General features: G+C 40.0%; 24 protein-coding genes. 15 read left to right on the forward strand and 9 right to left on the reverse strand.

The features are described from left to right. Positions 1–95: 95 nt before the first annotated feature. The 6 genes from ABIS04_RS01620 to gmk form a co-directional block, all read right to left on the reverse strand. A complete protein-coding gene (locus tag ABIS04_RS01620) occupies positions 96–1,025 on the reverse strand; it encodes a calcium/sodium antiporter (protein WP_350432391.1) in 930 nt (309 codons plus the stop codon). 139 nt (positions 1,026–1,164) lie between these two features. Further along, positions 1,165–2,820 carry an AMP-binding protein gene (locus ABIS04_RS01625; RefSeq protein ID WP_140233115.1) on the reverse strand — a complete coding sequence of 552 codons (1,656 nt, stop codon included), beginning with the start codon at positions 2,818–2,820 and terminating at the stop codon, positions 1,165–1,167. Positions 2,821–3,049: 229 nt separating this feature from the next. Further along, positions 3,050–3,433, reverse strand: coding sequence for a RidA family protein (locus tag ABIS04_RS01630; protein WP_137223555.1), 384 nt, complete (start codon positions 3,431–3,433; stop codon positions 3,050–3,052). Positions 3,434–3,461: 28 nt separating this feature from the next. After that, positions 3,462–5,570, reverse strand: a complete 2,109-nt coding sequence (spoT, locus tag ABIS04_RS01635; RefSeq protein ID WP_137223553.1) for a bifunctional GTP diphosphokinase/guanosine-3',5'-bis pyrophosphate 3'-pyrophosphohydrolase — start codon at positions 5,568–5,570, stop codon at positions 3,462–3,464. A 13-nt stretch (positions 5,571–5,583) separates the two neighbouring features. Further along, positions 5,584–5,862 carry a DNA-directed RNA polymerase subunit omega gene (rpoZ, locus tag ABIS04_RS01640; protein ID WP_137223551.1) on the reverse strand — a complete coding sequence of 93 codons (279 nt, stop codon included), beginning with the start codon at positions 5,860–5,862 and terminating at the stop codon, positions 5,584–5,586. Between the two features lie 60 nt (positions 5,863–5,922). Continuing rightward, on the reverse strand, positions 5,923–6,546 hold the full coding sequence (gene gmk, locus ABIS04_RS01645) for a guanylate kinase (protein ID WP_137223549.1): 624 nt from the start codon (positions 6,544–6,546) through the stop codon (positions 5,923–5,925). Between the two features lie 362 nt (positions 6,547–6,908). Here gmk and ABIS04_RS01650 point away from each other — a divergent pair, with 362 nt between their 5' ends. The 3 genes from ABIS04_RS01650 to yjjG all read left to right on the forward strand — a co-directional run bounded on the left by ABIS04_RS01650 (position 6,909) and on the right by yjjG (position 10,085). Beyond that, positions 6,909–8,201 (forward strand): DUF805 domain-containing protein, encoded by a 1,293-nt coding sequence (locus ABIS04_RS01650; RefSeq protein WP_137223547.1) that lies wholly within the window; start codon positions 6,909–6,911, stop codon positions 8,199–8,201. A 75-nt stretch (positions 8,202–8,276) separates the two neighbouring features. Next, a complete protein-coding gene (locus ABIS04_RS01655; protein WP_140233118.1) occupies positions 8,277–9,347 on the forward strand; it encodes a phosphotransferase enzyme family protein in 1,071 nt (356 codons plus the stop codon). Positions 9,348–9,392: 45 nt separating this feature from the next. Beyond that, positions 9,393–10,085 carry a pyrimidine 5'-nucleotidase gene (yjjG, locus tag ABIS04_RS01660; RefSeq protein ID WP_350432392.1) on the forward strand — a complete coding sequence of 231 codons (693 nt, stop codon included), beginning with the start codon at positions 9,393–9,395 and terminating at the stop codon, positions 10,083–10,085. Between the two features lie 72 nt (positions 10,086–10,157). Here yjjG and ABIS04_RS01665 read toward each other — a convergent pair whose 3' ends face one another. Next, a complete protein-coding gene (locus ABIS04_RS01665; RefSeq protein WP_350432393.1) occupies positions 10,158–12,737 on the reverse strand; it encodes a PBP1A family penicillin-binding protein in 2,580 nt (859 codons plus the stop codon). A 183-nt stretch (positions 12,738–12,920) separates the two neighbouring features. Between ABIS04_RS01665 and ABIS04_RS01670 the strand changes: the two genes are divergently transcribed. The 9 genes from ABIS04_RS01670 (at position 12,921) to ABIS04_RS01710 (ending at position 22,080) form a co-directional block, all read left to right on the forward strand. Next, on the forward strand, positions 12,921–14,000 hold the full coding sequence (locus tag ABIS04_RS01670; protein ID WP_140233121.1) for a pilus assembly protein PilM: 1,080 nt from the start codon (positions 12,921–12,923) through the stop codon (positions 13,998–14,000). Beyond that, on the forward strand, positions 13,988–14,572 hold the full coding sequence (locus ABIS04_RS01675) for a PilN domain-containing protein (RefSeq protein WP_140233122.1): 585 nt from the start codon (positions 13,988–13,990) through the stop codon (positions 14,570–14,572). The genes ABIS04_RS01670 and ABIS04_RS01675 overlap by 13 nt, the downstream gene beginning before the upstream one ends. Further along, positions 14,569–15,186, forward strand: a complete 618-nt coding sequence (locus ABIS04_RS01680; RefSeq protein ID WP_140233123.1) for a type 4a pilus biogenesis protein PilO — start codon at positions 14,569–14,571, stop codon at positions 15,184–15,186. Before ABIS04_RS01675 ends, ABIS04_RS01680 begins: the two co-directional genes overlap by 4 nt. Next, entirely contained in the window at positions 15,186–15,704 is a 519-nt protein-coding gene (locus ABIS04_RS01685; RefSeq protein WP_137223533.1) for a pilus assembly protein PilP, read from the forward strand. Before ABIS04_RS01680 ends, ABIS04_RS01685 begins: the two co-directional genes overlap by 1 nt. Positions 15,705–15,725: 21 nt before the next feature. After that, on the forward strand, positions 15,726–17,774 hold the full coding sequence (locus tag ABIS04_RS01690) for a type IV pilus secretin PilQ family protein (protein WP_350432394.1): 2,049 nt from the start codon (positions 15,726–15,728) through the stop codon (positions 17,772–17,774). 310 nt (positions 17,775–18,084) lie between these two features. Further along, positions 18,085–18,600 (forward strand): shikimate kinase AroK, encoded by a 516-nt coding sequence (gene aroK / locus ABIS04_RS01695; protein ID WP_011635865.1) that lies wholly within the window; start codon positions 18,085–18,087, stop codon positions 18,598–18,600. 8 nt (positions 18,601–18,608) lie between these two features. After that, entirely contained in the window at positions 18,609–19,685 is a 1,077-nt protein-coding gene (gene aroB / locus ABIS04_RS01700; protein ID WP_350432395.1) for a 3-dehydroquinate synthase, read from the forward strand. A 19-nt stretch (positions 19,686–19,704) separates the two neighbouring features. Beyond that, positions 19,705–21,108 carry an AAA family ATPase gene (locus ABIS04_RS01705; protein WP_350432396.1) on the forward strand — a complete coding sequence of 468 codons (1,404 nt, stop codon included), beginning with the start codon at positions 19,705–19,707 and terminating at the stop codon, positions 21,106–21,108. A gap of 132 nt (positions 21,109–21,240) precedes the next feature. Further along, positions 21,241–22,080: a Dam family site-specific DNA-(adenine-N6)-methyltransferase gene (locus ABIS04_RS01710; protein ID WP_140233127.1), complete on the forward strand. Its 840-nt coding sequence runs from the start codon at positions 21,241–21,243 to the stop codon at positions 22,078–22,080. 49 nt (positions 22,081–22,129) lie between these two features. Here the strand turns inward: ABIS04_RS01710 and ABIS04_RS01715 are convergent, their stop codons facing one another. Both ABIS04_RS01715 and ABIS04_RS01720 read right to left on the reverse strand, forming a co-directional pair. Next, positions 22,130–22,309, reverse strand: a complete 180-nt coding sequence (locus ABIS04_RS01715; RefSeq protein ID WP_137223523.1) for a DUF2970 domain-containing protein — start codon at positions 22,307–22,309, stop codon at positions 22,130–22,132. Beyond that, positions 22,309–22,686 (reverse strand): hypothetical protein, encoded by a 378-nt coding sequence (locus ABIS04_RS01720; RefSeq protein ID WP_137223521.1) that lies wholly within the window; start codon positions 22,684–22,686, stop codon positions 22,309–22,311. Before ABIS04_RS01720 ends, ABIS04_RS01715 begins: the two co-directional genes overlap by 1 nt. A gap of 289 nt (positions 22,687–22,975) precedes the next feature. Here ABIS04_RS01720 and rpe point away from each other — a divergent pair, with 289 nt between their 5' ends. The 3 genes from rpe to trpS are packed head-to-tail and all read left to right on the forward strand — an operon-like array spanning position 22,976 to position 25,406. Beyond that, entirely contained in the window at positions 22,976–23,647 is a 672-nt protein-coding gene (gene rpe / locus ABIS04_RS01725; RefSeq protein WP_137223519.1) for a ribulose-phosphate 3-epimerase, read from the forward strand. 30 nt (positions 23,648–23,677) lie between these two features. Beyond that, complete coding sequence (locus ABIS04_RS01730) at positions 23,678–24,370, forward strand: phosphoglycolate phosphatase (RefSeq protein ID WP_350432397.1); 693 nt, start codon at positions 23,678–23,680, stop codon at positions 24,368–24,370. A gap of 37 nt (positions 24,371–24,407) precedes the next feature. Beyond that, a complete protein-coding gene (trpS, locus tag ABIS04_RS01735) occupies positions 24,408–25,406 on the forward strand; it encodes a tryptophan--tRNA ligase (protein WP_350432398.1) in 999 nt (332 codons plus the stop codon). Positions 25,407–25,722: the final 316 nt, after the last annotated feature.

Consider the following 25,722-nt stretch of genomic DNA (forward strand, 5'->3'; position numbering starts at 1 on the left):
CATCAAAATAGGGTGACAAATGTCATGTACTTTGTGAATAAGACCGCATTTACATTCGGTCTTATTTATCAACAATGGGTAGTGTGATGAATAGATTAAACCACTTGCATCACTAAGTAGCTGGTATATCCAAGGTAACCTGCGAGTAACACAGCACCTTCACGACGACCAATTCGAAATCCACTCCACGCGAATGGAAGCACCATAATGGCAAAGATAATCATGGCAATAAAATCAATTTCATTAAAACCTTCAGCTGAGACTGGATGAATTAGCGCTGTAGCGCCCAAAATACCCAGGACATTGAAAATATTGGAACCCACGACGTTACCAATTGCAATGTCACTTTGACCTTTAAGTGCAGCCATTACCGAGGTCACAAGCTCAGGCATGCTGGTCCCTATCGCGACAATCGTTAAGCCGATAATCACTTCGCTGATACCAAATTGTTTAGCTAAATCAACAGCACCATTAACAAACAAAATTCCCCCTCCTACTAGCATGGTGATACCGACGGCAATGAGGGCAATTGAAAGTAGCGGATTTTGTGGTTTTGTGTCGATGTCTACTTCTTCTGGATTATTTTTAGAACTAATATAACTAAATACAAGATAGCCAATAAGTAAGCTAAATAATATTGCTCCATCAATAAAGCTGACATCGCCATCAAGCAATAAAAACCATACAAAAATTGAAGCGGAAATCATGATTGGAATATCACGTTTGACCATTTGAGAATGCACTGTGATAGGGCGTATTAGTGCAGTGACCGCTAAAATCAATCCAATGTTAACAATGTTTGAACCTACAACGTTACCTAAAGCAATGCCTGGATTACCCGCAAGTGCAGATTTTACACTGACAGCCAATTCGGGGGCACTGGTACCAAATGCGACAATGGTTAAGCCTATTATAAGTGGTGCAATACCTAAGCGAAGCGCAATTGCACTTGCCCCGCGGACTAAAGCTTCTGCGCCAAAGGTTAAAATAATAAAACCACCAATGATGGATAACGCAATTAACATGACCGTATCTGCCTTGTGATGTATACCGCACTCAAGCAGCGCGGTTTTTAAATTTCGCGTATATTGACAGAATATGTCAAAAAAATACACGCAATTAGCGTGTATTTTTTTGAACGTAAAACCAAATAAAAATAGCTTGTTATAATTCGTCTTCCCAACGCACTTTGGCACCGCGAATACCGTCTACTTTAGCGCTAAAGGCTTTTTCAAGCACGTGACGTTTAATTTTTAAGGTTGGGGTTAACACATCATTCTCAATGGTCCATTCGTCGTTGACAACGATAATGGCATCAACATGTTCGTGCGATTCTAAATGTGGATTAACACCATCCAGAGTTTCCTTTAATGATGTTCTGACTTCTTCGCGAGGTTGTAGTTTTGAACCTTCTGAAAGCTGTACCAAAGCCACTGGGTGCGGTAAACCTGACCCAATAACACAAATTAAATCAACATGCGAATCTTGAGCCAGTTTACGTTCAATCGGTACTGGTGCAACATACTTACCTTTTGAGGTTTTAAAGTTGTCTTTAACGCGACCGGTAATATCGATATAACCGTCTTCGTCGATTTCACACAAATCACCCGTGTGGAAAAAACCATCTTCAGTAAAGGCTGCAGCGGTGGCTTCATCTTGTAAGTAATAACCACTCATTAAGCCAGGACTTTTAACCAACAACTCACCTTCTTCAGTTTGGCGCACTAAACAGCCTTCAACGGGACGACCAACAGTACCAATTTTCTTGGCATTGAATGGATAGTTGATAATTGAGTAAGCACTGTTTTCGGTCATACCCCATGCTTCACAAATATCAATGCCAATGTTGTTATACCATTGAATCAAAGATGGTGGGATTGGAGCCGAGCCTGAGCCGTTTAAGCGTGATTGATCGAGTCCTAAACCGCTCTTAATTTTACGTTTAACAATACTGCTAATGATAGGTAACTTGAGTAAGGTTTTGAGTTTTTTCTCGCCAATTTTGTTGATAATGTTTAATTGGAATACAGTCCATAAACGCGGGACCGAGAAAAATACCGTTGGGCGACAGCGTTGAATGTCATCAACAAATGAGTCGAGGCCTTCAACAAAAGAAATAGTTGCACCGGAATAAAATGACGAACCTTCAATCGCAACGCGTTCAGTAATATGTGCTAGTGGTAAATAGGATAAAAGTCGGTCAGTGGTATTAACTTGTAAGTCACGAATCACTGCTTCACACGCCCAACCATAACTGGTAAAGGTTTGTATTGCGCCTTTAGGTTTACCGGTTGAACCTGAAGTATATATGAGGGTCATGACCTGATCGGCTGTTGGTAGAGGTTCATCAACAAGCGGTTGACCAAGTTTTAACAGTTGCTGCCAATGGTATTGCGCAGGCATGGTGTCATAAGGCATGGCCAAACGAAGAATATCACCGCCAACAGCGGCTTCTTGTTCTGCCCAATGATCGAGTTTACCGGTAAAAATAGCTTTAACACCGCTGTGTTCAACAACATAGCGAATGGTTTCAGCATTAGCTGTTGGGTAAATAGGTACACTAATGTAGCCACCGTACATTAACGCTAAATCGACAATAAACCACTCGGCGCAGTTTTTAGATAGTACGGCAATTTTGTCTCCGCGCTCAAGACCTAAATGGCGTAGCGAACCTGCAATTTGGTGCATTTTTTGTTGAACTTCACGCCATGTGAAATCCACATATTTACCATCAATCGGTTGGCGAAGGTAAACTTTGTCACCTTGTGTATCAACCCAATGAGACAACATCTCAACAGGAGTTTTAATTAAGTTTTCCATCGAAGCTTCCATGTTCATTATTGTTATTGTGGGTATTTATAAACTTATTATGGCCATTTTTGTGCGCTGGCGCAAACAATTGCACAATATGTGTGCAAGGTAACACTGTAACCAAGTTAGCAGAATGGGTTGAATAAACAATAGGTATTGAGTAAATACTCTACAAAAGGCAGTTTGCTGATAATAAAAAAGGCGCCCTAGGCGCCTTTGACATATTGAAGTGTCACTGTTAGATTTCCATTATTCCGTCCATTTCAACCAATGACCCTTTTGGTAACTCTTTGACGCCAATAGCTGCACGAGCAGGGTAAGGTTGCTGGAAATAACGACTCATAATTTCGTTCACGGTCGCAAAATGGGATAGATCGGTTAGGAATATATTCAACTTAACGATATCACTCATGTTTCCGCCAGCGGCTTCACATACAGCCGTTAAATTTTCGAACACTTGTACGACTTGTTCAGAAAAATCATCGCTCACCATAGTCATTGTTTTTGGATCAAGTGGAATTTGACCTGAAAGATAAACCGTACTGCCAACCTTAACAGCTTGAGAATAAGTCCCAATTGCTTGTGGGGCTTTGTCTGTTGTGATGATAATTTTTTCAGCCATATTGTGCTCTCTTTATTGTTGTTAGGAATTAGCGGTTACGCGAGGTACGTAATACTTCAGGTAACACACGGATCCGGCGCATAACGTTGGCCAGATGAACACGATCTTTAACTGAAATACGTAAATTAATCAAATACACTCGGCCATCACGTTCTTCGGTGCTGAGATTGTGAATATTTGATCCCGCAGAAGCAATAATTGAGGTGATTTTAGCTAGCGCACCTTGATGGTTAACAATTTCAACGCGTAAGTTTGCTTGATATTCTGCGCCTTCTACATTATCCCAATGTACTGAAATGTATTTATCCGGCTCACCTTGATAACCGCGAATATTGGCACAATTTTCCATGTGCAGCACTAAGCCTTTGCCTGGACTCACATGGGCTATGACTGCATCACCTGGGATAGGGCGACAACAATTAGCATAAGTAACCAACATTCCTTCTGCGCCACGAATAGCCATTTGCGACGTTTCATTATTTTGATCTTGAGCGTCTAACTGCTGACCTAATAAACGTTGGGCAATCACGATACTCATGGCGTTACCTAAACCAATGTCAGCGAGTAAAGAGTCTAAAGAACTATGTTTGGTTTCTTTGATGACTTTTTCAAGTAATTCGACAGGTATCGTTTCTAGCTTAGTATCACCTAATGCATGATTAAGTAGTCGTCTGCCGAGTGCAATTGCATTATCACCTTTTAAACTCTTCAGGACCTGACGAATTTTACCGCGGGCTTTACCTGTTACAACAAAGTTGAGCCATGCGGCATTAGGTCGAGCACCTTTAGCCGTAATAATTTCAATAGTTTGCCCAGAAATTAGCGGCTGACTCAAAGGATAAGCCTGGCGGTTAACTTTAGCTCCCACACAGGTATTACCAACATCAGTATGCACTTCGTAGGCAAAGTCCACCGCTGTAGCATTAACAGGTAATTCTAAAATGCGCCCTTCAGGGGTAAACACATAAATTTCTTCAGGGAACAGTTCTGTTTTAACGTTTTCAACAAATTCAAATGAGCTGCTTGCACTCTGCTGCAATTCAAGCAAGCTTTGCATCCATTTGTTAGCCCGAACTTGGGTGGTATTTTGCTGAGGTGCATCGGCATTGTTTTTATACATCCAGTGTGCAGCAACACCTTTATCCGCCATTTGGTCCATTTCTTCGGTGCGAATTTGCACTTCAACAGGAACAGCATGAGGGCCAAATAATGAGGTGTGTAGCGATTGATAACCGTTGGCCTTGGGAATGGCTATGTAATCTTTAAAACGGCCCGGACGTGGTTTATATAAACCGTGCATTGCACCTAAGACGCGATAACAAGTATCGATAGAGTCTACTATTACGCGAAACGCATAGATGTCCATGACCTCTTGAAATTGCAATTCTTTACTGCGCATTTTTCGATAAATCGAATAGAGATTTTTTTCTCGACCTTTCACTGTCGCGGGCACACCTACATCTTCTAGGCGAGATTCGATAGCGACTTCGATACTATTAATTAATTCTTTACGATTACCACGAGCAGCTTTGACAACGTCACGTATTACTCGATGTCGCATAGGGTAATAAGCTTGAAAACCTAAGTCTTCAAGTTCGATTTTGATATTATGAATACCTAATCGGTTGGCAATTGGGGCGTAGATTTCTAAGGTTTCGCGAGCAATGCGGCGACGTTTATCAGGGCGAAGGGCGCCTAATGTGCGCATATTATGGGTTCGGTCAGCCAATTTAATGAGAATAACTCGAATATCTTGAGTCATCGCCATCATCATTTTGCGGAAGTTTTCCGCTTGAGCTTCTTTTTTATCGCGAAATTTAATTTTATCTAGCTTTGATACACCTTCTACGAGTTCTGCCACTGTAATACCAAATAACTCAGTGAGTTCTTCTTTGGTAACAGGGGTGTCTTCAATGGTGTCATGGAGCAAGGCAGCCATAAGCGACTCGTGATCGAGACGCATATCTGCCAAGATGCGGCTAACCGCAACTGGATGGGTAATGTAAGGCTCGCCACTTGTGCGCATTTGCCCTTCGTGGGCATCACGCGCAACTAAATAGGCCTGCTTGAGTAATTCTACTTGATCCGGCTCTAAATAGCTGGATGCTGACTCTTTTAGACCTTCAAACAGATACAAGTGGCGCTACTCCTTATAAAACGTGGCCTTCTGCAATGGCGGCGACAGCGGCAATTTCTGCTGCTTCACGTTCACGAACAGTTTGGCGCTCATCAGCATCTAAAGTATTTGAGGTGACTAAACCTAATTCGATTTCACGCAAAGCGATAACCGTTGGTTTATCATTCATCTCATCAACCATAGGTTCTTTACCTTGCACGGCGATTTGGCGTGCACGACGCGCTGCAACCAGGATCATATCAAAACGGTTGCCGATTTTATTTACGGCGTCTTCTACAGTTACGCGAGCCATGTGTTGAAACTCCAGTGTTATCTATGGGAAAAAATGACGCAAAATTGTACACTATGACAATTAATCTGCCAAGAGATCATTAAGCATATCATTTTGAGCATACTGCTGACTAGCACAGGTTAAGCGTTGACTACGAATAATTGCCTTTAGGTCAGCTAATGCGCTATCAAAATCATCATTTACAATCACAAAATCATATTGAGTGTAATGAGACATTTCAGAAACGGCTTGTGCCATACGTGCATCGATGACTTCTTTGCTGTCTTGGCCTCGGCCAGTTAAGCGACGCTCAAGTTCGGCTTTAGATGGGGGTAAAATAAACACCCCAACGGTATTAGGCATCAATATTTTTACTTGCTCGCCACCTTGCCAATCAATATCAAGAAATACATCAATACCTTTATTTAAGGTTTGTTCAATGACACTTTTGGATGTGCCATAAAAATTACCAAAGACTTCGGCCCATTCAATAAAAGCGCTTTGATTAATTAATGCTTTAAATTGCTCAACAGTAACGAAATGATAATGTTGACCATCGACTTCGCCGGGGCGAGGTTTACGGGTCGTATGCGACACAGAAACCTGTTTATCGCTGGGTTTATCTTTTAAAAGTGCTGATATAAGTGACGATTTACCTGCGCCACTAGGAGCTGACACTATAAAAAGATTTCCACGAGTGCTCATAAATAGGGAGTCTCATCCAATTATTCATTAAGAAAGCTTAATATTATACTCGCTAACAGTAAGGTTATGCTAGCGCAATCATAGAGATTGCTGATGTATATTATGGTGATAGGATTAATTAAAGTGAGTCAATGATTGGCATAAGCAACTTGCAAGAGAGTCAGTAAAAAAGTAACGAAAAAACTAGGTCGGCTCTGGCTTTATAGGATTAATTCTGTAGGCTTTGCGCTATTAGCAGTGACTGATGATTATGGTGTTAACAACAATTCAATAATTGCCAATATAACGGAGTAGAATTATCAACGAATTGTGTTTTCTAGCGAGTTATTTTTGATATTTTTGTAAATAAATAGGAATGATTGATGTCTTTAAAAACCGTACTGTGCAGAGAAGGCCGTGACACAGGTTTAAGGTTAATGGCAATTTTATTAGCAGCATTTTTGCTATTAACGGTCACTGCGATCGTATTTTCGGCGAGTGTAATTAATTGGATTGTGATGTTGGCGGTCATGCCTATTGTTGGTTTATCTGCTATTCGTCGTTTAAATGACGCCAACAAACCGATTAAGTTGGCGATGATCTGTGTTGTTCCAGTATTGATTTTTGGCATATTGATTTACTTTATGATGCCTGTAGGGATATTAGCTGGGGTGTTTTTATTTGGCCTTGCTTGTGGTGGGTACTTTGCATTTTTACCTGCTAAAAATTCGATTAGGTATGTGCAAGGGTATAATGGACCAAGCATAGTACAATCATCCATTTTCGGTTCGGTACACCAGCGTCAAGAACCCGTAATGAAAGGTCAAATCCCCCCTGTTAATTCTGAGTCGGAACATTCATTTACGTCACCAGTATTGAGTGATAATGAAGCCGTCTTAACTGACTCGGCTGTGCCACATTCTGCAGAGGTTGATAAGCATCAATTCAAAGATGATTTACAGCAACCAACAATAATAGATCAAGATGATGTGCATATAGCTCATTCAGCTGATTCGGCCGTTGAGAGTGACCAATCTGCATCATTCACAACATCATCAAGTCGTAGTCATCAACCTCTGTATGTCGACCAAAATGCGTTACAGTCAGGGTCAATTACTGAGCTTACAAAGACTTGGCTTAATATGGCCAAATTACATCGATTAAAACTGATACTTATCGGTAAAATTGCCGTTGCTATTTTGGCTGTTTGTCTTGTTGTTTATTTAGTTTTCGCTTTAGTCAGTGCTTTTTCTGACAATGAAGCGCAACAAAGTCAACCGACTGAAGATACAATTAATGAGCAGCAAACTAGCTTACGACAAACCATTAAATTGCCAGATGGATTTTGGTTAGCATTAGACAATAATATCCTTATTGTTAGGTGGTTAGGTGATAGTGGTGATGCACATAAGCTGTGGGATTTAGCTACCGCAAAAGGTGATAAAACCTGTAGTCATCTTGAGTTTAATGACGGTAGTAGTTATCGGCCTATAACGGTTGATTTATTACAGGATAGTGCTACTGAAGCCCGATTTACTCCGCTAGATAAAAATGCCATTGTGAATAATGTCGCGCTTAGAGGCAGTTTTAAGTTGTGTGGTTATGAGTTTAGTCTTAAAGGCAGTCAGGCGACGTTAATGCAAAACCCTCAATTTGAAATGATACTAAGCCAATAATCATCTTGTAGATAACCAATAAATAATTTTTTGGGGTTATCTTTATTTTGATAAACAGGATATTGGAGTTCTTGATTGATTAATTTTATCCGCGAAAATGTACTGCCTCAATTTGGTTTTAGTCACAATTTCAGTACCGTTAGTTCATTGGGCAATGGCCATATTAATCAAACCTTTTTGGTGAGTGATAAATCAAAATCGTTGGTGTTACAGCGCATTAATACCCAAATATTTACAGAACCTAAGGTGGTCATACAAAATGCTGCCACCATAAGCCAACATTTACTGACTAAGCGCCAACAGCAGCATTATCCACTACAAGTAGTTAGCCCAATAGCCACAGTAGCTGGTGAACTTTATTTGGATTTTGCTGAACATGGCTTTTGGCGGGCAATAGATTATTTGCCCCACTGTGACACAATTGAAGTGGTTAATACTCCCGAGCAGGCTATGCTGGCGGCTGAGGCTTTTGGGCGCTTTGCGGCGGCGTTGAGTGATTTATCCTCCAATGATGTTATCGATGTTATTCCCAATTTTTTAAATTTACCTCAACGAATGGCTCAATTACATGATGCAAAGGCCGCTGATGCTCACAATCGACTAATCCATTGTAAAAAATGGGTAGACTTATGTTTAGCGCAAACAGAACTATTGGCCACATTGGTACAGTACGAAACCGATTTGCCTATGCGAATATGCCATAATGATACTAAAATCAATAATATGCTTTTTGATAAACGAGATGGATCAAGTCTGGCCATTATCGATTTAGATACCTGTATGAAAGGCTATTTGATGTATGACTTTGGTGATATGGTTCGCGCCTTTTGCTCTCCCGAGGCTGAAGATTCAACCAACTTGGCCAATGTGCACGCACGATCGGAGATAATTGTCGCGGCTGCTAACGCGTACATTCAGTCTCTTAAAGATATTATTACCCCACTCGAAAAACGCAGTTTATGGCTAGGCACTAAAGTGATGCCATTAATGCTGGGAGTACGATTTTTAACTGATTATGTAAATGGTGATATTTATTTTGGCATAAAGCATCCAAATCATAATTTGGATCGCGGCATTAATCAGTTAACAATTTATCAAAGTCTGTTGCAGCAAGAAAACCAATTAATGCCATTATTCGACTTATAGTCGTCATCACAACATCTATTATTTTAACCAATAAGGCCTTAGTTGATGTCACATATACTCAATAAATATCAATGGATTTTATTTGATGCAGATGAAACCTTATTTCATTTCGATGCCTTTGCTGGATTGAAATTAATGTTTTCGCGCTTTGAGGTCGATTTTAATATAGAAGATTTTGCTGCCTATCAGCAGGTCAATAAACCATTATGGGTTGAATATCAAAATGGATTAATTAGTGCTAGCCATCTGCAGCATACTCGTTTTCATCATTGGGCAAGTAAATTGTTAGTCACACCACAACATTTAAATAGCCAATTTCTAATGGCAATGGCCGATATTTGTCAGCCACTACCTGGGGCTAGAACCCTTATTGATTCATTAAATGGCAAGGTTAATCTAGGTATCATTACTAATGGTTTTACCGAATTACAGAGTATCCGTTTGAGCCGCACAGGTTTTCAAGATGCCTTTAATCCGGTCGTTATTTCAGAGCAACTTGGTAAAGCAAAACCTGATGTCGCTATTTTTAATCATGCGTTTAGTTTAATGGGCAATCCCGAAAAACAGCAGGTGTTGATGGTCGGTGATAACTTACATTCTGACATTCTAGGTGGTATTAATGCCGGTATCGACACTTGTTGGCTAAATCATCATGACGAGCCGTTGAGTGATGATATCTCCCCAAGTTATCAGGTGCGTAATCTTACTGAACTACATCAGCTATTGATGCCGAAATAATCCGCAGTGACAACAGAAATAAAAAAGCCATTCAAGTGAATGGCTTTTTTATTACGTAAAAGGTTATCCCACTTACTGAAATAAATCTTCAGCTGGATTATCAATAAAGATATCACCATTTTGTTGAGTTTCGGTAACGTATTCTTTAGGTTCAGTACCCTCTACAAAGTATTCAAACTGAGTAGTGTAGTCTGTTTTACGTGTTAATTTACCCGTAGCTAAATCAATACGTGCTGACACAATCCCTTTAGGGGGAATGACTGAAGCTTCAGGGGTACCAGAAAGGGCTTTGTTCATAAAGTCATTCCAACCAGGTCCTGCTGTTTTTGCTCCGGCTTCTGCACCCGATATTTGATCTGGTTCGCCATTAGCCATCCAACTAGAGCGACCTAGCTGACGACCATGATCATCAAAACCAACCCAGAAAGTTGCCGTAAGTGTTGGGTTAAAACCACTGAACCAAGTATCTCGAGATTCGTTAGTCGTTCCTGTTTTACCCGCAATATCATGACGTTTAATTAATTTAGATGCACGCCAAGCAGTACCATTCCAACCAGTGCCTTTGCTCCAGTCGCCGCCACCCCAAATTACGCTCTTTAGTGCTTCTGTGATTAAAAATGCAGTCTGTTCAGAAATGACTCGTTTAGCAAAATGCGCTTGCGGATTAGTGCAAATATTTTGTTCAACGGTCATTAAATTAACTTCGGTTGTTTCATGTGCATTGTCCGCTGATGGTTTTACCATTTGCGGCGTTAATTCTTCAGCCATTGCCGCGAATGGGTCATCAATAGCAATGGGTTCTTCAGCCTCAGGTTTACTACAGGCAATGGCAGGAATAGTTTGTTCAATCATGTTGTCGTATGAGTCAGTTACACGATCAATAAAATACGGTTCAACGAGATAACCACCATTAGCAAAAGTATTAAATGCTGTAGCAACTTGTAATGGTGTGACCGAAGGAGAACCTAATGCTAACGATTCATTTCGAGGTAAATCACTCGGGTCAAAACCAAATTGCACTAATTTATTGATAGTGTTATCTAAGCCAGTATGACGCATCGCTCTAACTGACATGACGTTAATTGACTGAGCCAAACCTATCCGTAAACGTGTTGGACCGCCGTAAATATCAGGTGAATTTTTAGGACGCCATGCCGTACCTTGGCGAGTGTCAGGTTTATTAATTGGCGCGTTATTAATGAGCGTGGCTAATGTGTAACCATGTTCTAATGCAGCGGCATAAATAAAAGGTTTAATATTAGAACCCAATTGGCGTTTAGCTTGTGTTACTCGGTTAAATTGACTTTGGCTAAAACTGAATCCGCCTACTAAGGTTTCAATTGCGCCGTCGTGGGGTGCAAGCGAAACCGTTGCACTAGACACTTGCGGAATTTGAGATAATTGCCAATGCTTGCCGTTATGACGGATCCACACTTGCTGACCAGCAGTTAAAATATCAGTCGCTAGTTTTGGTGGTAAGCTTTGACGTTTATCGCTGATAAACTTACGAGCCCATTTTAAGCCTTTCCATTCAAGCGTAATCAGTTTGCCTTTTTCATCAATAACTTGTGCTTGTTGATCTTTTACGCTGATGACTGCCGCGGGCATAATGCCTTGTATAGAAGGTGTGCGTTTTAAAATCGCCACAATATCTTCATTATGTATCGGTGTATCAGTCCATAACTCAGCCACTGCACCACGATAACCATGGCGTTGATCATAAGCAAAAACATTATCTCTTAAAGACTCCTGAGCCATTAGTTGTAAGTCTGATGATATCGTAGTGTAGACATTGTAACCGTTGGTATAGGCTGCTTCTTCGCCGTATTTTTGGATCATATAGTCTCGTGCCATTTCTGAGATATATGGAGCATATAAATCAATTTCGGCACCATGATATTTGGCGGTTAAGGGACTATTAATAGCGACTTGGTATTCAGCTTGAGTAATATTGCGTTTCTCAAGCATACGGCTAAGTACCCAATTGCGACGAGATATCGCTCGCTCTGGGTTTCTAATAGGATTCGCTGCAGAAGGAGCTTGTGGTAAACCTGCAATCATTGCCATCTCTGGTAGTGTAAGCTGGCTAAGTTCTTTACCGTAGTAGACTTGAGATGCCGCACCAACACCATAAGCGCGATTTCCTAGGAAAGAACGGTTTAAATAAAGGGTTAAAATTTCTTGTTTGGAAAGAGCTTTTTCAATTTTAAGAGCAAGGAAAATCTCTTTGATCTTACGAATATAAGTTTTTTCATTTGATAAGAAAAAACCTCGTGCAACTTGTTGGGTAATAGTACTCGCGCCCTGACTCTTTTTACCTGTCGTGACCAAAATAAGTGCTGCGCGGATAATACCAATTGGATCGATACCGTTATGTTCAAAAAATCGTGCATCTTCAGTATCGAGAACCGCATTAATTAACTGAACAGGCACATCTTCATATTCTACTGGAATACGACGTTTCTCACCAAACTGAGAAATAAGCTTACCGTCACGGCTGTAAATACGCAGTGGAGTTTGTAATTGGACCGTCTTTAGTGAATTAACATCCGGCAAACTTGGTAACACATAAAAGTAAGCCGCAACGATAGCGCCGACGCCAAGTAGTGATAGGCTAAAAAATGCAATCAATAAACGTTTAAACCACTTCACTCAATCATTCCAGTAAAATTAGAAATAGTGGCGGTAGTATATAAGCGGGAGGCTTTTTCGTGAAGTAAAACATGAAATAACTAAAAAGCATTTGTAAAATGTTTAAACATTTTATCTAAATACTTATAACGAGTTGATTATGTGCTAATCTCTTAGAAAATAAAAATAGAATGATGACGGACTATGCTTTCAAAATTATGGAAGCGTCAAGCACCTCAAATGGTCGGGATTGATATTGGGTCTCATGAAATTAAAGCCATATTGTTGAGCAAGACGGCGGATGGATATAAAATTCAGAATTATGCGGCAGTGCCTGTAAGAAAGGGCGCTGTAGTCGATCATGATATTCGTGACACTGAAGCTGTCCTTGAATCATTAAGGCAGGTTAGGCGCGGCTTACCTAAATCTCTTAAATTCGCAGCGGTCGCTGTTTCCGGTTCTGCCGTTATGACGAAAGTCATTTATATGGATGCTTCGTTAAGTGAAGAAGAGATGGAAGCGCAAATTGAAATTGAAGCTGACAACCTCATTCCTTATTCAATTGATGAAGTAAGTATTGATTTTGAAAGGCTCAGTCCAAACATAACCGACCCAACAAAAGTCGATGTGTTACTCAGTGCCTGCCGTACCGAAAATATCGATTCACGGCTTGATTCATTGGATGCAGTCGAATTAGACGTCAAAGTAGTTGATGTAGAGGCTTATGCATTAGGGCGCTCAGCAGAATTAATTTATGGTCAGTTACCTGAAGATGCCACTCAAAAATCTATCGCCATGGTTGATATTGGTGCCAATATGACTACCTTTTCTGTAGTCGAACACGGTGATACTACCTTCATACGTGAGCAAGCTTTTGGTGGTGAGTTGTTTACTCAATCAATTTCATCCTTTTATGGTATGCCTAATGATGAGGCTGAAAACGCTAAAATAACTGGCCAATTACCTCGCAATTATATGTTTGAAGTATTATCACCATTTCAGATGCAGTTACTACAACAAATTAAACGAACACTACAGATATACTGTACCGCCAGTGGGCGAGAGAAAGTTGATTATATTGTATTATGTGGTGGCACAGCTAAGTTAGAGGGATTGGTTGAGCTACTCAGCAACGAATTGGGTACGCATACGATTATTGCGGATCCTTTCCAAGGTTGTTTACATGCTAGTGATTTAATAAAAAGTCAGCTTCAACCTACTATAAGTAAATATATGGTGGCATGTGGCCTTGCGCTAAGGAGTTATGCTCAATGGCGAATATAAACTTATTACCTTGGCGTGAAGAAGCTAGAGAAAAACAAAAACGCGACTTTATCGGTATTCTCTCGTTAGTGTTTTTAGTCACGTCACTTGTAGTCTATTTATTTTTGGGTTTTTTAGAAGTTGTTACAGACGATCAGCGTCAACGCAATGCCTATTTAGAATCTGAAATTAGCTTGCTCAATACTCAAATAGCAGAAATTAAAAAAATTACCGAGCGTAAAAAAGACATTGAACGTCGTACGGAAATTATTCTTAATCTGCAACAGTCACGTAATTTACCGACTCATGTTTTAGATGAATTAGTTCGAGTAGTACCACCTGGCATTTATCTCTCAAGCATAGAGAAAAAGGGTAGTGTGTTATTAATTGAAGGACGAAGTGAATCAAATAACAATGTCGCTAATATGATGAGAAAAGTTAAAACCTCTGTTTATCTTAATGATCCTAGTATGCAATCTATCGTGACCCAAAACGAAGAGCTAAGGCAATTACAACGGTTTAAATTACGAATTACTATTCGTGATGATTCGCAATTAATGAATGTTGACTCGGGCCAAGGAGAGAGAAAATGAATCTCGACTTAGAGCAATTTAACGATATTGATTTTGACAATATTGGTGGTTGGCCCAAGTTGGTGAAAATTGTTTTCGCCGCTTTTTTGTCTCTGTGTGTTATTGGTGCCAGTTATTATTTATTTATTTCAGATTCGCTCGACCAAATGGAAGCTGAACAGCAAAAAGAAATTCAACTGCGTGAAGATTTTGAAACTAAATATCGTTTAGCGGTAAACCTTAAATTATATCGTGAACAATTAGCAGAAATGGAAATACAATTTGCTGAATTACTTAAAATGCTACCGTCTGAAAATGAAATGCCAGGGTTGTTAGATGATTTAACCTTTGTAGCGACTGATGCAGGTCTCAGAATTAACAGTCTAGATTGGGATAATGAAATCGAACGTGACTTTTATATTGAATTTCCAATAAAAATGTCTGTAGAAGGTAATTACCATCAAATGGGGCATATGGTTAGTGGTGTTGCAAAGTTACCTCGTATTGTGAGTTTGCACGACTTTATTATAAAGCAAAATGATACCGGTGGATTATCCATGGATATTCTTGCTAAAACGTATCGTTTTAAAGAAGGGGCTGAATTAACACCACCGGCTAAGAAGGGGCAGAAATAATGAAATTTTTGCCTTTATTATTATCAATGGTGTTTTTATTAAGTGGTTGTATTGGCGAACGCAGCGATTTAGAGCTATTTGTTACTACTACAAAAGCACAACAGGTAGCGCGTATACCACCATTAAAACAAACGCCGAAGTTTGAACATTTTGCTTATCAAGTTGAATCATTGCGCAGCCCTTTTGTTCCTCCGTCAAGGGAATTAACAGAAGAAGTAATTGATACATCTAAGGATTGTTTGCAACCAGACTTGAAACGTCGTAAAAGTCGGTTAGAAACCTATGCATTAGATAATTTAAGAATGCGTGGAACATTGAGTGAAGGTAGTGATATATGGGCTTTAGTGGAGTCTAGTGATGGCAATGTTTATCGTGTTGGTGTAGGTGAGTATTTAGGGCTTTATCATGGCCGAATTGCAAAAGTAACACCGCAATTTATCGAAATTATCGAAATTATCCCTGATGGTTCAGGTTGTTGGGCAGAAAGATCCAGCAATTTAGAACTATCAGGAAAATAACGTGCGAAGGATGAGGGAATAATGGAGTCTTCTGCCACGATGAAAAAAACAATAACAAAATTAATATTTAGTAGAGCACTTTTTGGTGCAGTATTAATAATGGGTTTAATACCTAGTGCGATAGCTGCTAACCGTCTTATAGATGTCAAATATCATTCAATGGTTGATCATCAATTAGAATTAGAGTTAGTTTTTGAATCATCAATAGCGTCACCATCTGTTGATTTATCGGCTGACCCAGCAGAAATCATATTGAATTTCTCTGACACGATTTCAAATTTAAATAAAAATACCATTCCGATAAATGTTGTTGGTGTAAAAGTGTTAAATGCACAACAACAAGGTAGCGATTTACAAATCATTATTGCAATGAATAAAGTAAAGCCATATCAAGGTAAAATTGTTGGTAATAGCTACCGTTTAACCATAAATGATGATGTATCAGGCCCAGTTGAAGCAAATAACCCATTTGTTAATAGTATTAGCAGTATTGACTTTCGCCGCAATAAAACCGGTGGTGGAGAAATATTATTTAATCTTAGTAATCGTTCAGTCGCGGCGAATGTAGAACAAGTTGGTTCAAAGCTAGAAATACAACTCTACAATACCAATATTGGTAGTGATTTACTTTACGTTATGGATGTACAAGACTTTGCCACACCAGTGAATAGTTTTGAGACATTTAAAGATGACTTAACCGCCCGTATTTTGGTTGATATAGAAGGTAACTATGATTACAACTATCGCCAAGACGGCAACGTATTTAAGGTCAGTGTAGATAAAGTTGAACGAGTTTCTATGGCGAAAGAAGCCAAAAAATATAATGGCCGCTCATTGTCTTTAAACTTCCAAAATATTTCTGTTCGAACTGTTTTGCAGATTATTGCCGATTATAACAACTTCAACCTTGTCACCAGTGATACGGTTGAAGGCGATATTACCTTACGCTTAGATGATGTACCTTGGGATCAAGCTTTAGATCTGATCTTGCAAACTAAAGGTCTTGATAAACGGATTGAAGGCAACATTCTAATGGTGGCACCAAGTGAAGAACTTGCCATCAGAGAAAGCAATGACTTAAAAAATAGACAAGAAGTGAAAGAGTTAGCCCCGCTATATTCTGAATACTTACAAATAAATTATGCCAAAGCAGTCGATATTGCTGAGTTACTTAAAACAACTGATTCAACCCTGCTTTCATCTCGTGGCAGTGTTGCCGTCGATGAGCGTACTAATACCTTGTTAGTAAAAGATACTACTGAGATTTTAGAAAACGTACATCGATTAATTGAAGTGTTAGATATTCCGATTAAACAAGTCTTAATTGAAGCACGTATGGTGACCGTTAAAGACGATGTCAGTGAAGACTTAGGTATTCGTTGGGGTATAACAGACCAACAGGGATCAGACGGGACTTCCGGTACTATTGAAGGTGCTACCAGCATTGCAAATGGTACGATTCCTAGTGTAGATGATCGTCTTAATGTGAATCTACCAGCAGCGGCAAGTTCGGCGACCAGTATCGCTTTTCATGTGGCTAAATTGGCAGATGGTACCATTCTCGATTTAGAGCTAAGCGCTTTAGAACAAGAAAATAAAGGTGAAATTATTGCCAGCCCTCGTATTACCACATCTAATCAGAAGTCGGCATACATAGAACAGGGTGTTGAAATCCCATACGTTGAGTCTGCATCAAGTGGGGCGACAACCGTAACCTTTAAGAAGGCTGTGTTATCGCTGCGAGTCACACCGCAAATAACCCCAGATGACCGTGTGATCCTTGATCTTGAAATTACTCAAGATTCACAAGGCACAACAGTATCAACCGGAACGGGGGAAGCAGTTGCCATTGATACTCAACGCATCGGTACACAAGTGCTAGTTGATAATGGTGAGACAATTGTCCTTGGTGGTATTTACCAACAGAACTTAATTAGTCGGGTCAGCAAAGTGCCAATATTGGGTGATATTCCGTTAGTGGGCTTCTTATTTAGAAACTCAACTGACTCTAATGAGCGTCAAGAGCTGTTAATTTTCGTTACACCCAAGATTGTGACCGAAAAGCTATAACATAATTTTTAGCAACAACATCGTAAAAAACCAGCTATTTTATAGCTGGTTTTTTAATTTAAACTATTGTTATTTATCATTTAATTTTATAATTTTAATTATATATTAATATATTTATTATGGATTTTTTACCTTGGGAATATCATGAACAATAATAAAATTACTATAAATAGCCGTGATGACTTGCAAGCGGTAGCCCTTAACTGAGATAATCCTCCGTCAAGTCTCATTAGAGCAAGGTTAAATTATAGGTCGGCTTGAGTTTAAGTCGATAAGGCATTCTTCCATATAAGATTCAGACGTATACGAAATGGCTGAAAAACGCAATATTTTTCTGGTAGGCCCTATGGGCGCAGGTAAAAGCACAATTGGTCGCCATCTGGCGCAAATGCTGCATTTAGATTTCCACGATTCAGATCACGAGATTGAACAACGTACTGGTGCAGATATTGCCTGGGTGTTTGATGTTGAAGGTGAGGAGGGCTTCCGTCGTCGTGAAGCACAAGTCATCGGTGATCTTTCAGAAAGGCAAGGTATCGTTCTCGCAACAGGTGGTGGTTCTGTTCAGAGTAAAGATATCCGCAACTATCTTTCTGCTCGAGGTATAGTGGTTTATTTGGAAACAACAATCGACAAGCAAGTCGCGCGTACTCAGCGAGATAAGCGTCGACCGTTGTTACAAGTAGATGATCCACGTGAAGTGCTCGAAAGCTTAGCGGAGATCCGTAATCCTTTATATGAGGAAATTGCGGATGTTATCGTTAAGACTGATGAGCAAAGCGCGAAAATCGTCGCAAACCAAATTATCGAGCAACTTGGCTTTTAGGTAATAACATGCAACAGATTCAGGTTCAATTAGGTGATAGAAGTTACCCCATTTACATTGGCCAGGATTTGATGAGTGACAGCGAGTTATTTACTCGCTACCTAACACACAAAAAAGCCTTAATTGTTTCAAATGACACCATTGCTCCGTTGTATCTGAAAAAGATACAACAAGCGATGAGCGCTTGCGCGCGAATTGAAACGGTTATTTTGCCTGATGGCGAAAAATTTAAAGATTTACAACATCTAGATTATATTTTTACCGGATTACTTGAGCATAATTTTGCCCGTGATTCTGTATTAGTTGCGTTAGGTGGTGGTGTTGTTGGTGATATGACTGGTTTCGCGGCAGCGTGTTATCAGCGTGGAATTGATTTTATCCAAGTACCCACTACGTTACTGTCCCAAGTTGATTCTTCTGTTGGTGGTAAAACAGCAGTAAATCATCCGCTTGGGAAAAATATGATTGGTGCATTTTATCAACCCAAATCTGTGATTATCGATACACTTTGCTTAAATACATTACCCGCAAATGAGTTTGCTGCAGGGATGGCCGAAGTGATTAAGTACGGTATTATTTGGGATGCAGACTTTTTTCAATGGCTTGAGGCCAATGTTGAAGCATTAAAATCGCTTCAAACTGATGCGCTAACCTATGCGATTGCTAAATGTTGCCAAATTAAAGCAGATGTAGTTGAGCAAGATGAAACAGAACAAGGTGTAAGAGCATTATTAAACCTTGGACATACCTTTGGGCATGCTATCGAAGCTGAAATGGGCTACGGTGTCTGGTTGCATGGTGAAGCCGTTGCTGCTGGGACTATTCTTGCAGCACAAACAGCATATAAGCTTAATTTATTAGATAAGCAAAGTGTTGAGCGTATTCGCCAACTGATGTTGGCGTTTGATTTACCTGTAACGGCTCCTGAGTCGATGGGTTTTGAACATTTTATTAAGCATATGCGCCGCGATAAAAAAGTCCTAGGTGGTAAAATTCGCTTAGTGTTACCTACAGGAATAGGTCAAGCTGATGTGTTTAGTGAAGTTAGTGAAGACTTACTTAAACAGGTTGTTAGCGGCTTATAAACTATAGTGTGGTGAATCTTTGACGACTCCAGGGCTATTGTTACTACCCACTCAAGAAGCGCTAGTTCAGCGTTTGCAGCACATTGCTAGCTATAGCGAGCAGTTGTTGGTTATTTGTGGGGGCAATGGTTCGGGTAAGTCAACGCTAACGGCTGCACTAGCGAGTGAGTTAGATGACTATAATTCTGCATTAATCATTTGTCCTCAACATGCAGATAGTGCGGAAATTCGCCGAAAAATTCTGGTTCAATTAATCTCAGCCCCTATCTTCGATGATGAGCGTCCTTTAATGGACACTGTGCTCAGAATCCAATCCAGTTTAAAAAAGCCATTACATATTATTATTGATGATGCTGATTTCTTGCCGAAAGATATCTGGGCGGAATGCATCTTGCTGAGTCAAATATACTGTGCAGGTAAACCTGTTGCTGTAACGATGACTGTTACGCCTAGTTTTTGGCAAACCTTAGTCGCCGACTTAACAGATGATACTCGCGCTAAGTTATTACCTGTCACAATTGAATCCTTATCGGTTGCAGAACGTGACGGCTTGTATCAGAGTTTATTACTGAGAAGTCGACAAACGCCGTTTATCCCACGTGAAATTATCCATAAACAATTAGAGAAACAACAAGGCACACCAGCTGAAGTTGTTAAATTGTTAGCGTTAGCATTAGAAGAGCCTCAAACAGATAAAACTCCTTGGCGTTTCGCGACTAAGTTGTCTATCACTGTATTTGTCATATCAATTTGTGTCGCTATTGGTTTCGTGGTCAGTACACTATTACCTCAACCAATTGCCACATCGCCGCAACCAACGTTGACGGTCGAAGAAGCGATCGAACGTGAAAGCGCGCATCAATATCTAATTGAATTTGCAGATAATACGTTGAATAAATACTTTTCTCTGCGGGGACTAACACGGGCTGAATTTGGTGACAATTACCCGCCAATGTTGTTAGTTGAATCGCAAAAAGTAGTCGACAGTTTGGTTGTGGATAATAATGACTTAACCTTCTCTAATGAATTGCCTGCAAACAATTACACCGATGTGAAGGTGAGTTCGTCAATAAAAGGGCTGTCCTTTGAAGGCGAATTAACCAAAGTAAAAATCAAAGCGGCAGATAAACCAAGTGATATTGTTGAGAGAGATAATAAACAGCTTGTGAAAGTACAAGGTTTTACACTGCAACTCGCAAGCGTAAATGATAAATCATCACTCACTCCTATTTTGGCAAAGCTTGCGCAAGAGTCGCAGGTTTTCATTATGAGCAACAAACAACGTTATATCTTATTTTTAGGCGATTTCGATGATTTAGCTGCGGCAAACTCGAAAGCTAAAATGCTCCAGAAAAAGTATGGGTTGGCTGAACCTTGGGTAAGAAAGTGGGCGGACTTAAATGATTATAAACGGCAAGATTAAGTGTTTTGTATTCAACGCTATCTAAGTCAATAATATGAAAATTCGACACAATTATTCTACTTTAGCCGATGATAATTTTTGCTAAACAGAGTACAATCTTGTGCTTTAATTTTGCTGGCATAATGACTATTCATGATAAAAAAGCATAGAGCCTTTCTCAAATGGGCGGGTGGTAAATATAAACTCGTTGATGAGCTAGCAAAACACCTTCCATCTGGAAATCGACTTATTGAGCCTTTTGTTGGGGCGGGATCGGTTTTTCTCAATACTCATTATGATGAGTACTTGTTATGCGACATTAACCAAGACTTAATCAATCTATATCAAATTGTTAAACAGCAGCCGGATGTCTATATCGAAGCGGCAAAGGCAATGTTCGTTGATGAAATGAATGATAAAGAAGCCTATTATCGTATTCGAGCAGAATTCAATCTTTGTCGTGATCCTTTTACTCGCTCGGTTTATTTTCTATACATGAACCGCCATGGTTTTAATGGCTTGTGTCGTTATAACCGCAAGGGTGGTTTTAACGTGCCATTTGGTTCGTATAAAAAACCGTATTTTCCTGAAGCTGAAATTCGTCACTTTTCATTAAAAGCGCAAAAAGCGACTTTTAAATGCATTAGTTATGAGCAGGCGTTTGATTTAGCTAATAGCGGTGACGTTATTTATTGTGATCCTCCATACGCGCCCTTATCAACGACCGCCAGCTTTACCACATATGTGGGGCCAGGTTTTAGTTTAGACGACCAAGCATTACTCGCGCGTCATTCACGGCTTATTGCTCACGAACGCAATATTCCGGTGTTGATCAGTAATCATGATATTCCATTAACACGAGAGTTATATCGTGGCGCCTCTTTCTCAACGATTTCTGTACAACGTAATATTAGCCAAAAAGGCAGCTCACGGAAAAAAGTGGATGAAATTATGGCGTTGTACGACCAACATTATCGCGAAGAAGAGTGGTAAAACCGCTGCATTAACGGGTACTTTAGTGGGTGTGTATAACGGCTGCTGATTAACTTAGCACTTGGTTGACGACTAATATCAAAGAAATGACTAATGCTATAGCGAGAATTATCCCCATGATAATAAAAGGTAGCGGGGATTGAGTTTTAAAATCTTTTTGGCGATTCTGCTCTGTCTGCACACCAAAGAAAGCTGCAACAGTGCTACTGAACACCTGCCAAATCGACATTAGTGTAAGATCTGATTTGAACTACTAGAAGTTGGCATATCATTCAAAGGTTTATCTTTGTGACCATGGATCAACTCTAGTAAATCAATAAAGTGAAATTGGCTTGAACGGCTATTACCTGCTACCCAATTCCCCCAACTGACATCATTTGACTGCTCTGTGCAGCGATTTTTAGGATGACTGCTTGGTAGTTTGGCGTCGTAACTTGCGTTGCTATTGCATACACAGGTTTCGCCACTGGCATTATGGATCTCTGATGCTATCAATACTTGGCTTAATAATAATGCAAGTGCTGACGTTGCAAATACAGCATAAACAGATGCTGGCAATATTTTGCCATCATGATTCGAAAGTTTGCGAAGTAATTGCTTAACCATAAGGGTTACTTTATCCGTGGTTTATATATCGGTTGAAGTGACGACTAATATTAAATCCTAGACCAAATGTGAATCCACAATTTAGTCCTTAAGATAACAACTTTTTTGAGTATAGCAAAATAGCTTAGTTATTGAACACTGGTTTATGTGTAAAAAATAACAATTCCTACTTCTGGTCTAGTTTTAGACTAAAATCGCATTATAAATGGGTTATTTCCCTTGCTAGACTAGAGGCTTGCAGCCGCAAAGGGTAAAATGTCGTCACTTTGATCTGCCAATAGAGAAGATTATGCGCCCATTTTTAATTGCACCATCAATTTTGTCCGCCGATTTTGCCCGTTTAGGTGACGATGTTAAAGCCGTATTAGATGCAGGTTCAGACGTGGTTCATTTTGATGTAATGGACAATCACTATGTTCCAAATTTGACCATAGGCCCAATGGTCTGCACGGCGTTACGCAATTACGGTATCACCGCAGATATTGATGTGCATTTAATGGTTAAACCTGTGGATCGCATTATTCCTGATTTTGCTAAAGCTGGCGCATCCATCATTACTTTTCATCCAGAAGCTTCAGAGCATGTTGATCGCACTCTACAATTGATTAAAGAGTCTGGCTGTAAAGCGGGTTTAGTGCTTAATCCTGCTACCCCACTGCATTATTTAGATCATGTGATGGATAAGCTTGATGTGATTTTGTTGATGTCTGTTAACCCAGGTTTTGGTGGTCAGTCATTTATTCCGCATACACTCGAAAAACTTCGCCAAGTACGTGCGCTTATTGACGCCAGTGGCTTTGATATTCGCTTAGAAGTGGATGGCGGCGTTAAAGTCGATAATATCGCAGAGATCGCCGCAGCGGGTGCAGATATGTTTGTCGCTGGTTCGGCCATTTTCAGTCAAGCAGATTATAAAGTTGTTATTGATCAAATGCGTGCTGAACTCGCTTCTGTATCATAATATCTTTATTCGCCATCAGTGGGACTTTACATGATGCAATGGTCAAATATCAGCGCAATAGCTTTTGATTTAGATGGCACGCTAATAGACAGCGTACCTGATTTAGTTGTGGCTACAAATGCCACCTTAGCACAAAGCCAATATCCACCAGTGACAGATGCATTGGTGCGTAGTTGGGTGGGTAATGGTGCTAAAATGTTAATGCAACGAGCACTAAGTTATTCCTCTTCCATGGCAGAAGACTCTCCAGAACTGCAGGCGATGCTTGAGCAAACTATGCCGCAATTTTTGCGTAATTATGGTGAAAACTTACAAAAGCATAGCCGTTTGTATCCGGGCGTATTAGCTACGTTACAACAGTTAACAGAAGCGGGTTTCAAACTCGCTATTGTCACCAACAAACCTTACCGATTTACGGTACCGTTATTAACGGCTTTTGGTATTGATGGCTTTTTTTCTGAAGTACTTGGTGGTGATTCATTGGCAAAAATGAAGCCTGATCCCATGCCATTACAACATCTACTTAAACAATGGAAGTTAGAGGCATCGCATTTACTCATGGTCGGCGATTCAAAGAATGATATTTTTGCAGCCAAAGGCGCGAATGTTATGTCTATTGGCTTGACCTACGGTTACAACTACGGCGAAGATATCGGTCTAAGTCATCCGGATGCGGTATGCGAACATTTTGCTGATATTGGTCAGTACCTACTGCCACAATAATTTACTATTCATAAGATAAACTGGAGCAATAAAACACATGACTAAACCCATAGTTCTCAGCGGTGCACAGCCATCAGGCGAATTAACCATAGGTAATTATATGGGCGCACTTCGTCAATGGGTTGCCATGCAAGATAGTCATGATTGCCTATATTGTGTTGTTGATTTACATGCCATTACCGTTCGCCAAGATCCAAAAAATCTGCGAGAAGCCTGTTTAGATACTTTGGCGTTATACCTTGCTTGTGGTGTTGACCCTAAAAAAAGTACAGTGTTTATTCAGTCGCAAGTGCCGCAGCACACACAGTTGGGTTGGGCATTAAACTGCTACACCCAAATGGGTGAGTTAAATCGTATGACCCAGTTTAAAGATAAGTCGTTAAAGCATGCCAATAATATCAACGTTGGTTTATATGGCTATCCAGTATTGATGGCGGCAGATATTTTGCTTTATCAAGCCAATGAAATCCCTGTTGGTCAAGACCAAAAGCAACACTTAGAACTGACCCGTGATATCGCTACTCGTTTTAACAATGCCTATGGCGACACCTTTACCATTCCTGAACCGTTCATTCCAGAACACGGTGCTAAGGTCATGTCGTTGCAAGAACCGCTTAAAAAGATGTCTAAATCGGATGATAACCGTAACAACGTCATTGGTTTGCTTGAAGATCCTAAAGTGATCTTAAAGAAAGTGAAAAAAGCCATGACCGACAGCGACGAGCCACCAGTAGTGCGTTTTGACATGGAGCAAAAGCCAGGTGTTTCAAATTTATTGAGCTTAATGTCTGGTTGTACTGGGCAATCAATCGCTGCTTTAGAAGCAGAGTTTGAAGGCAAAATGTATGGTCATTTAAAAGTGGCAACCGGCGAAGCTGTTGTGGGTATGCTAGAGCCATTACAAGCTCGCTTTAAAGAGTATCGTGCTGACGAGGCATTCTTACACCAAGTTATGGCCGAAGGTGCAGCAAAAGCCAAAGCTCGTGCAGCCGTAACCATTAAAAAGGTTTATGAGAAGATTGGTCTTATCGTATAAACCATCAAGGATTAACGTTAATTAAGCCAGCATTTTTGCTGGCTTATTTTTTGTGACGTTTAATTTAATATGCGGTTATTTAATATGCGGTTATTTAATATGTAGTTATTGAGTTGACGGTTGCTGGGGTGACTATTATTTGATGAGGCGTTGTTGGGCTTATTAAAGTTTTAAAAAGGTCTGCTGGATAAATCCAATATGAACAATCTTGTTGATACTACCGTTTCTGCTTTATGCCATTGATACAAATAAAGGTAAAAAAAATTCATCGAGCAAAATGCTGGATGAATCTTATACCGCTAACAAAATGTGGGAC

It is taken from the genome of Shewanella sp. H8, from assembly GCF_040285065.1.
Classification (GTDB): Bacteria; Pseudomonadota; Gammaproteobacteria; order Enterobacterales; family Shewanellaceae; genus Shewanella; species Shewanella polaris.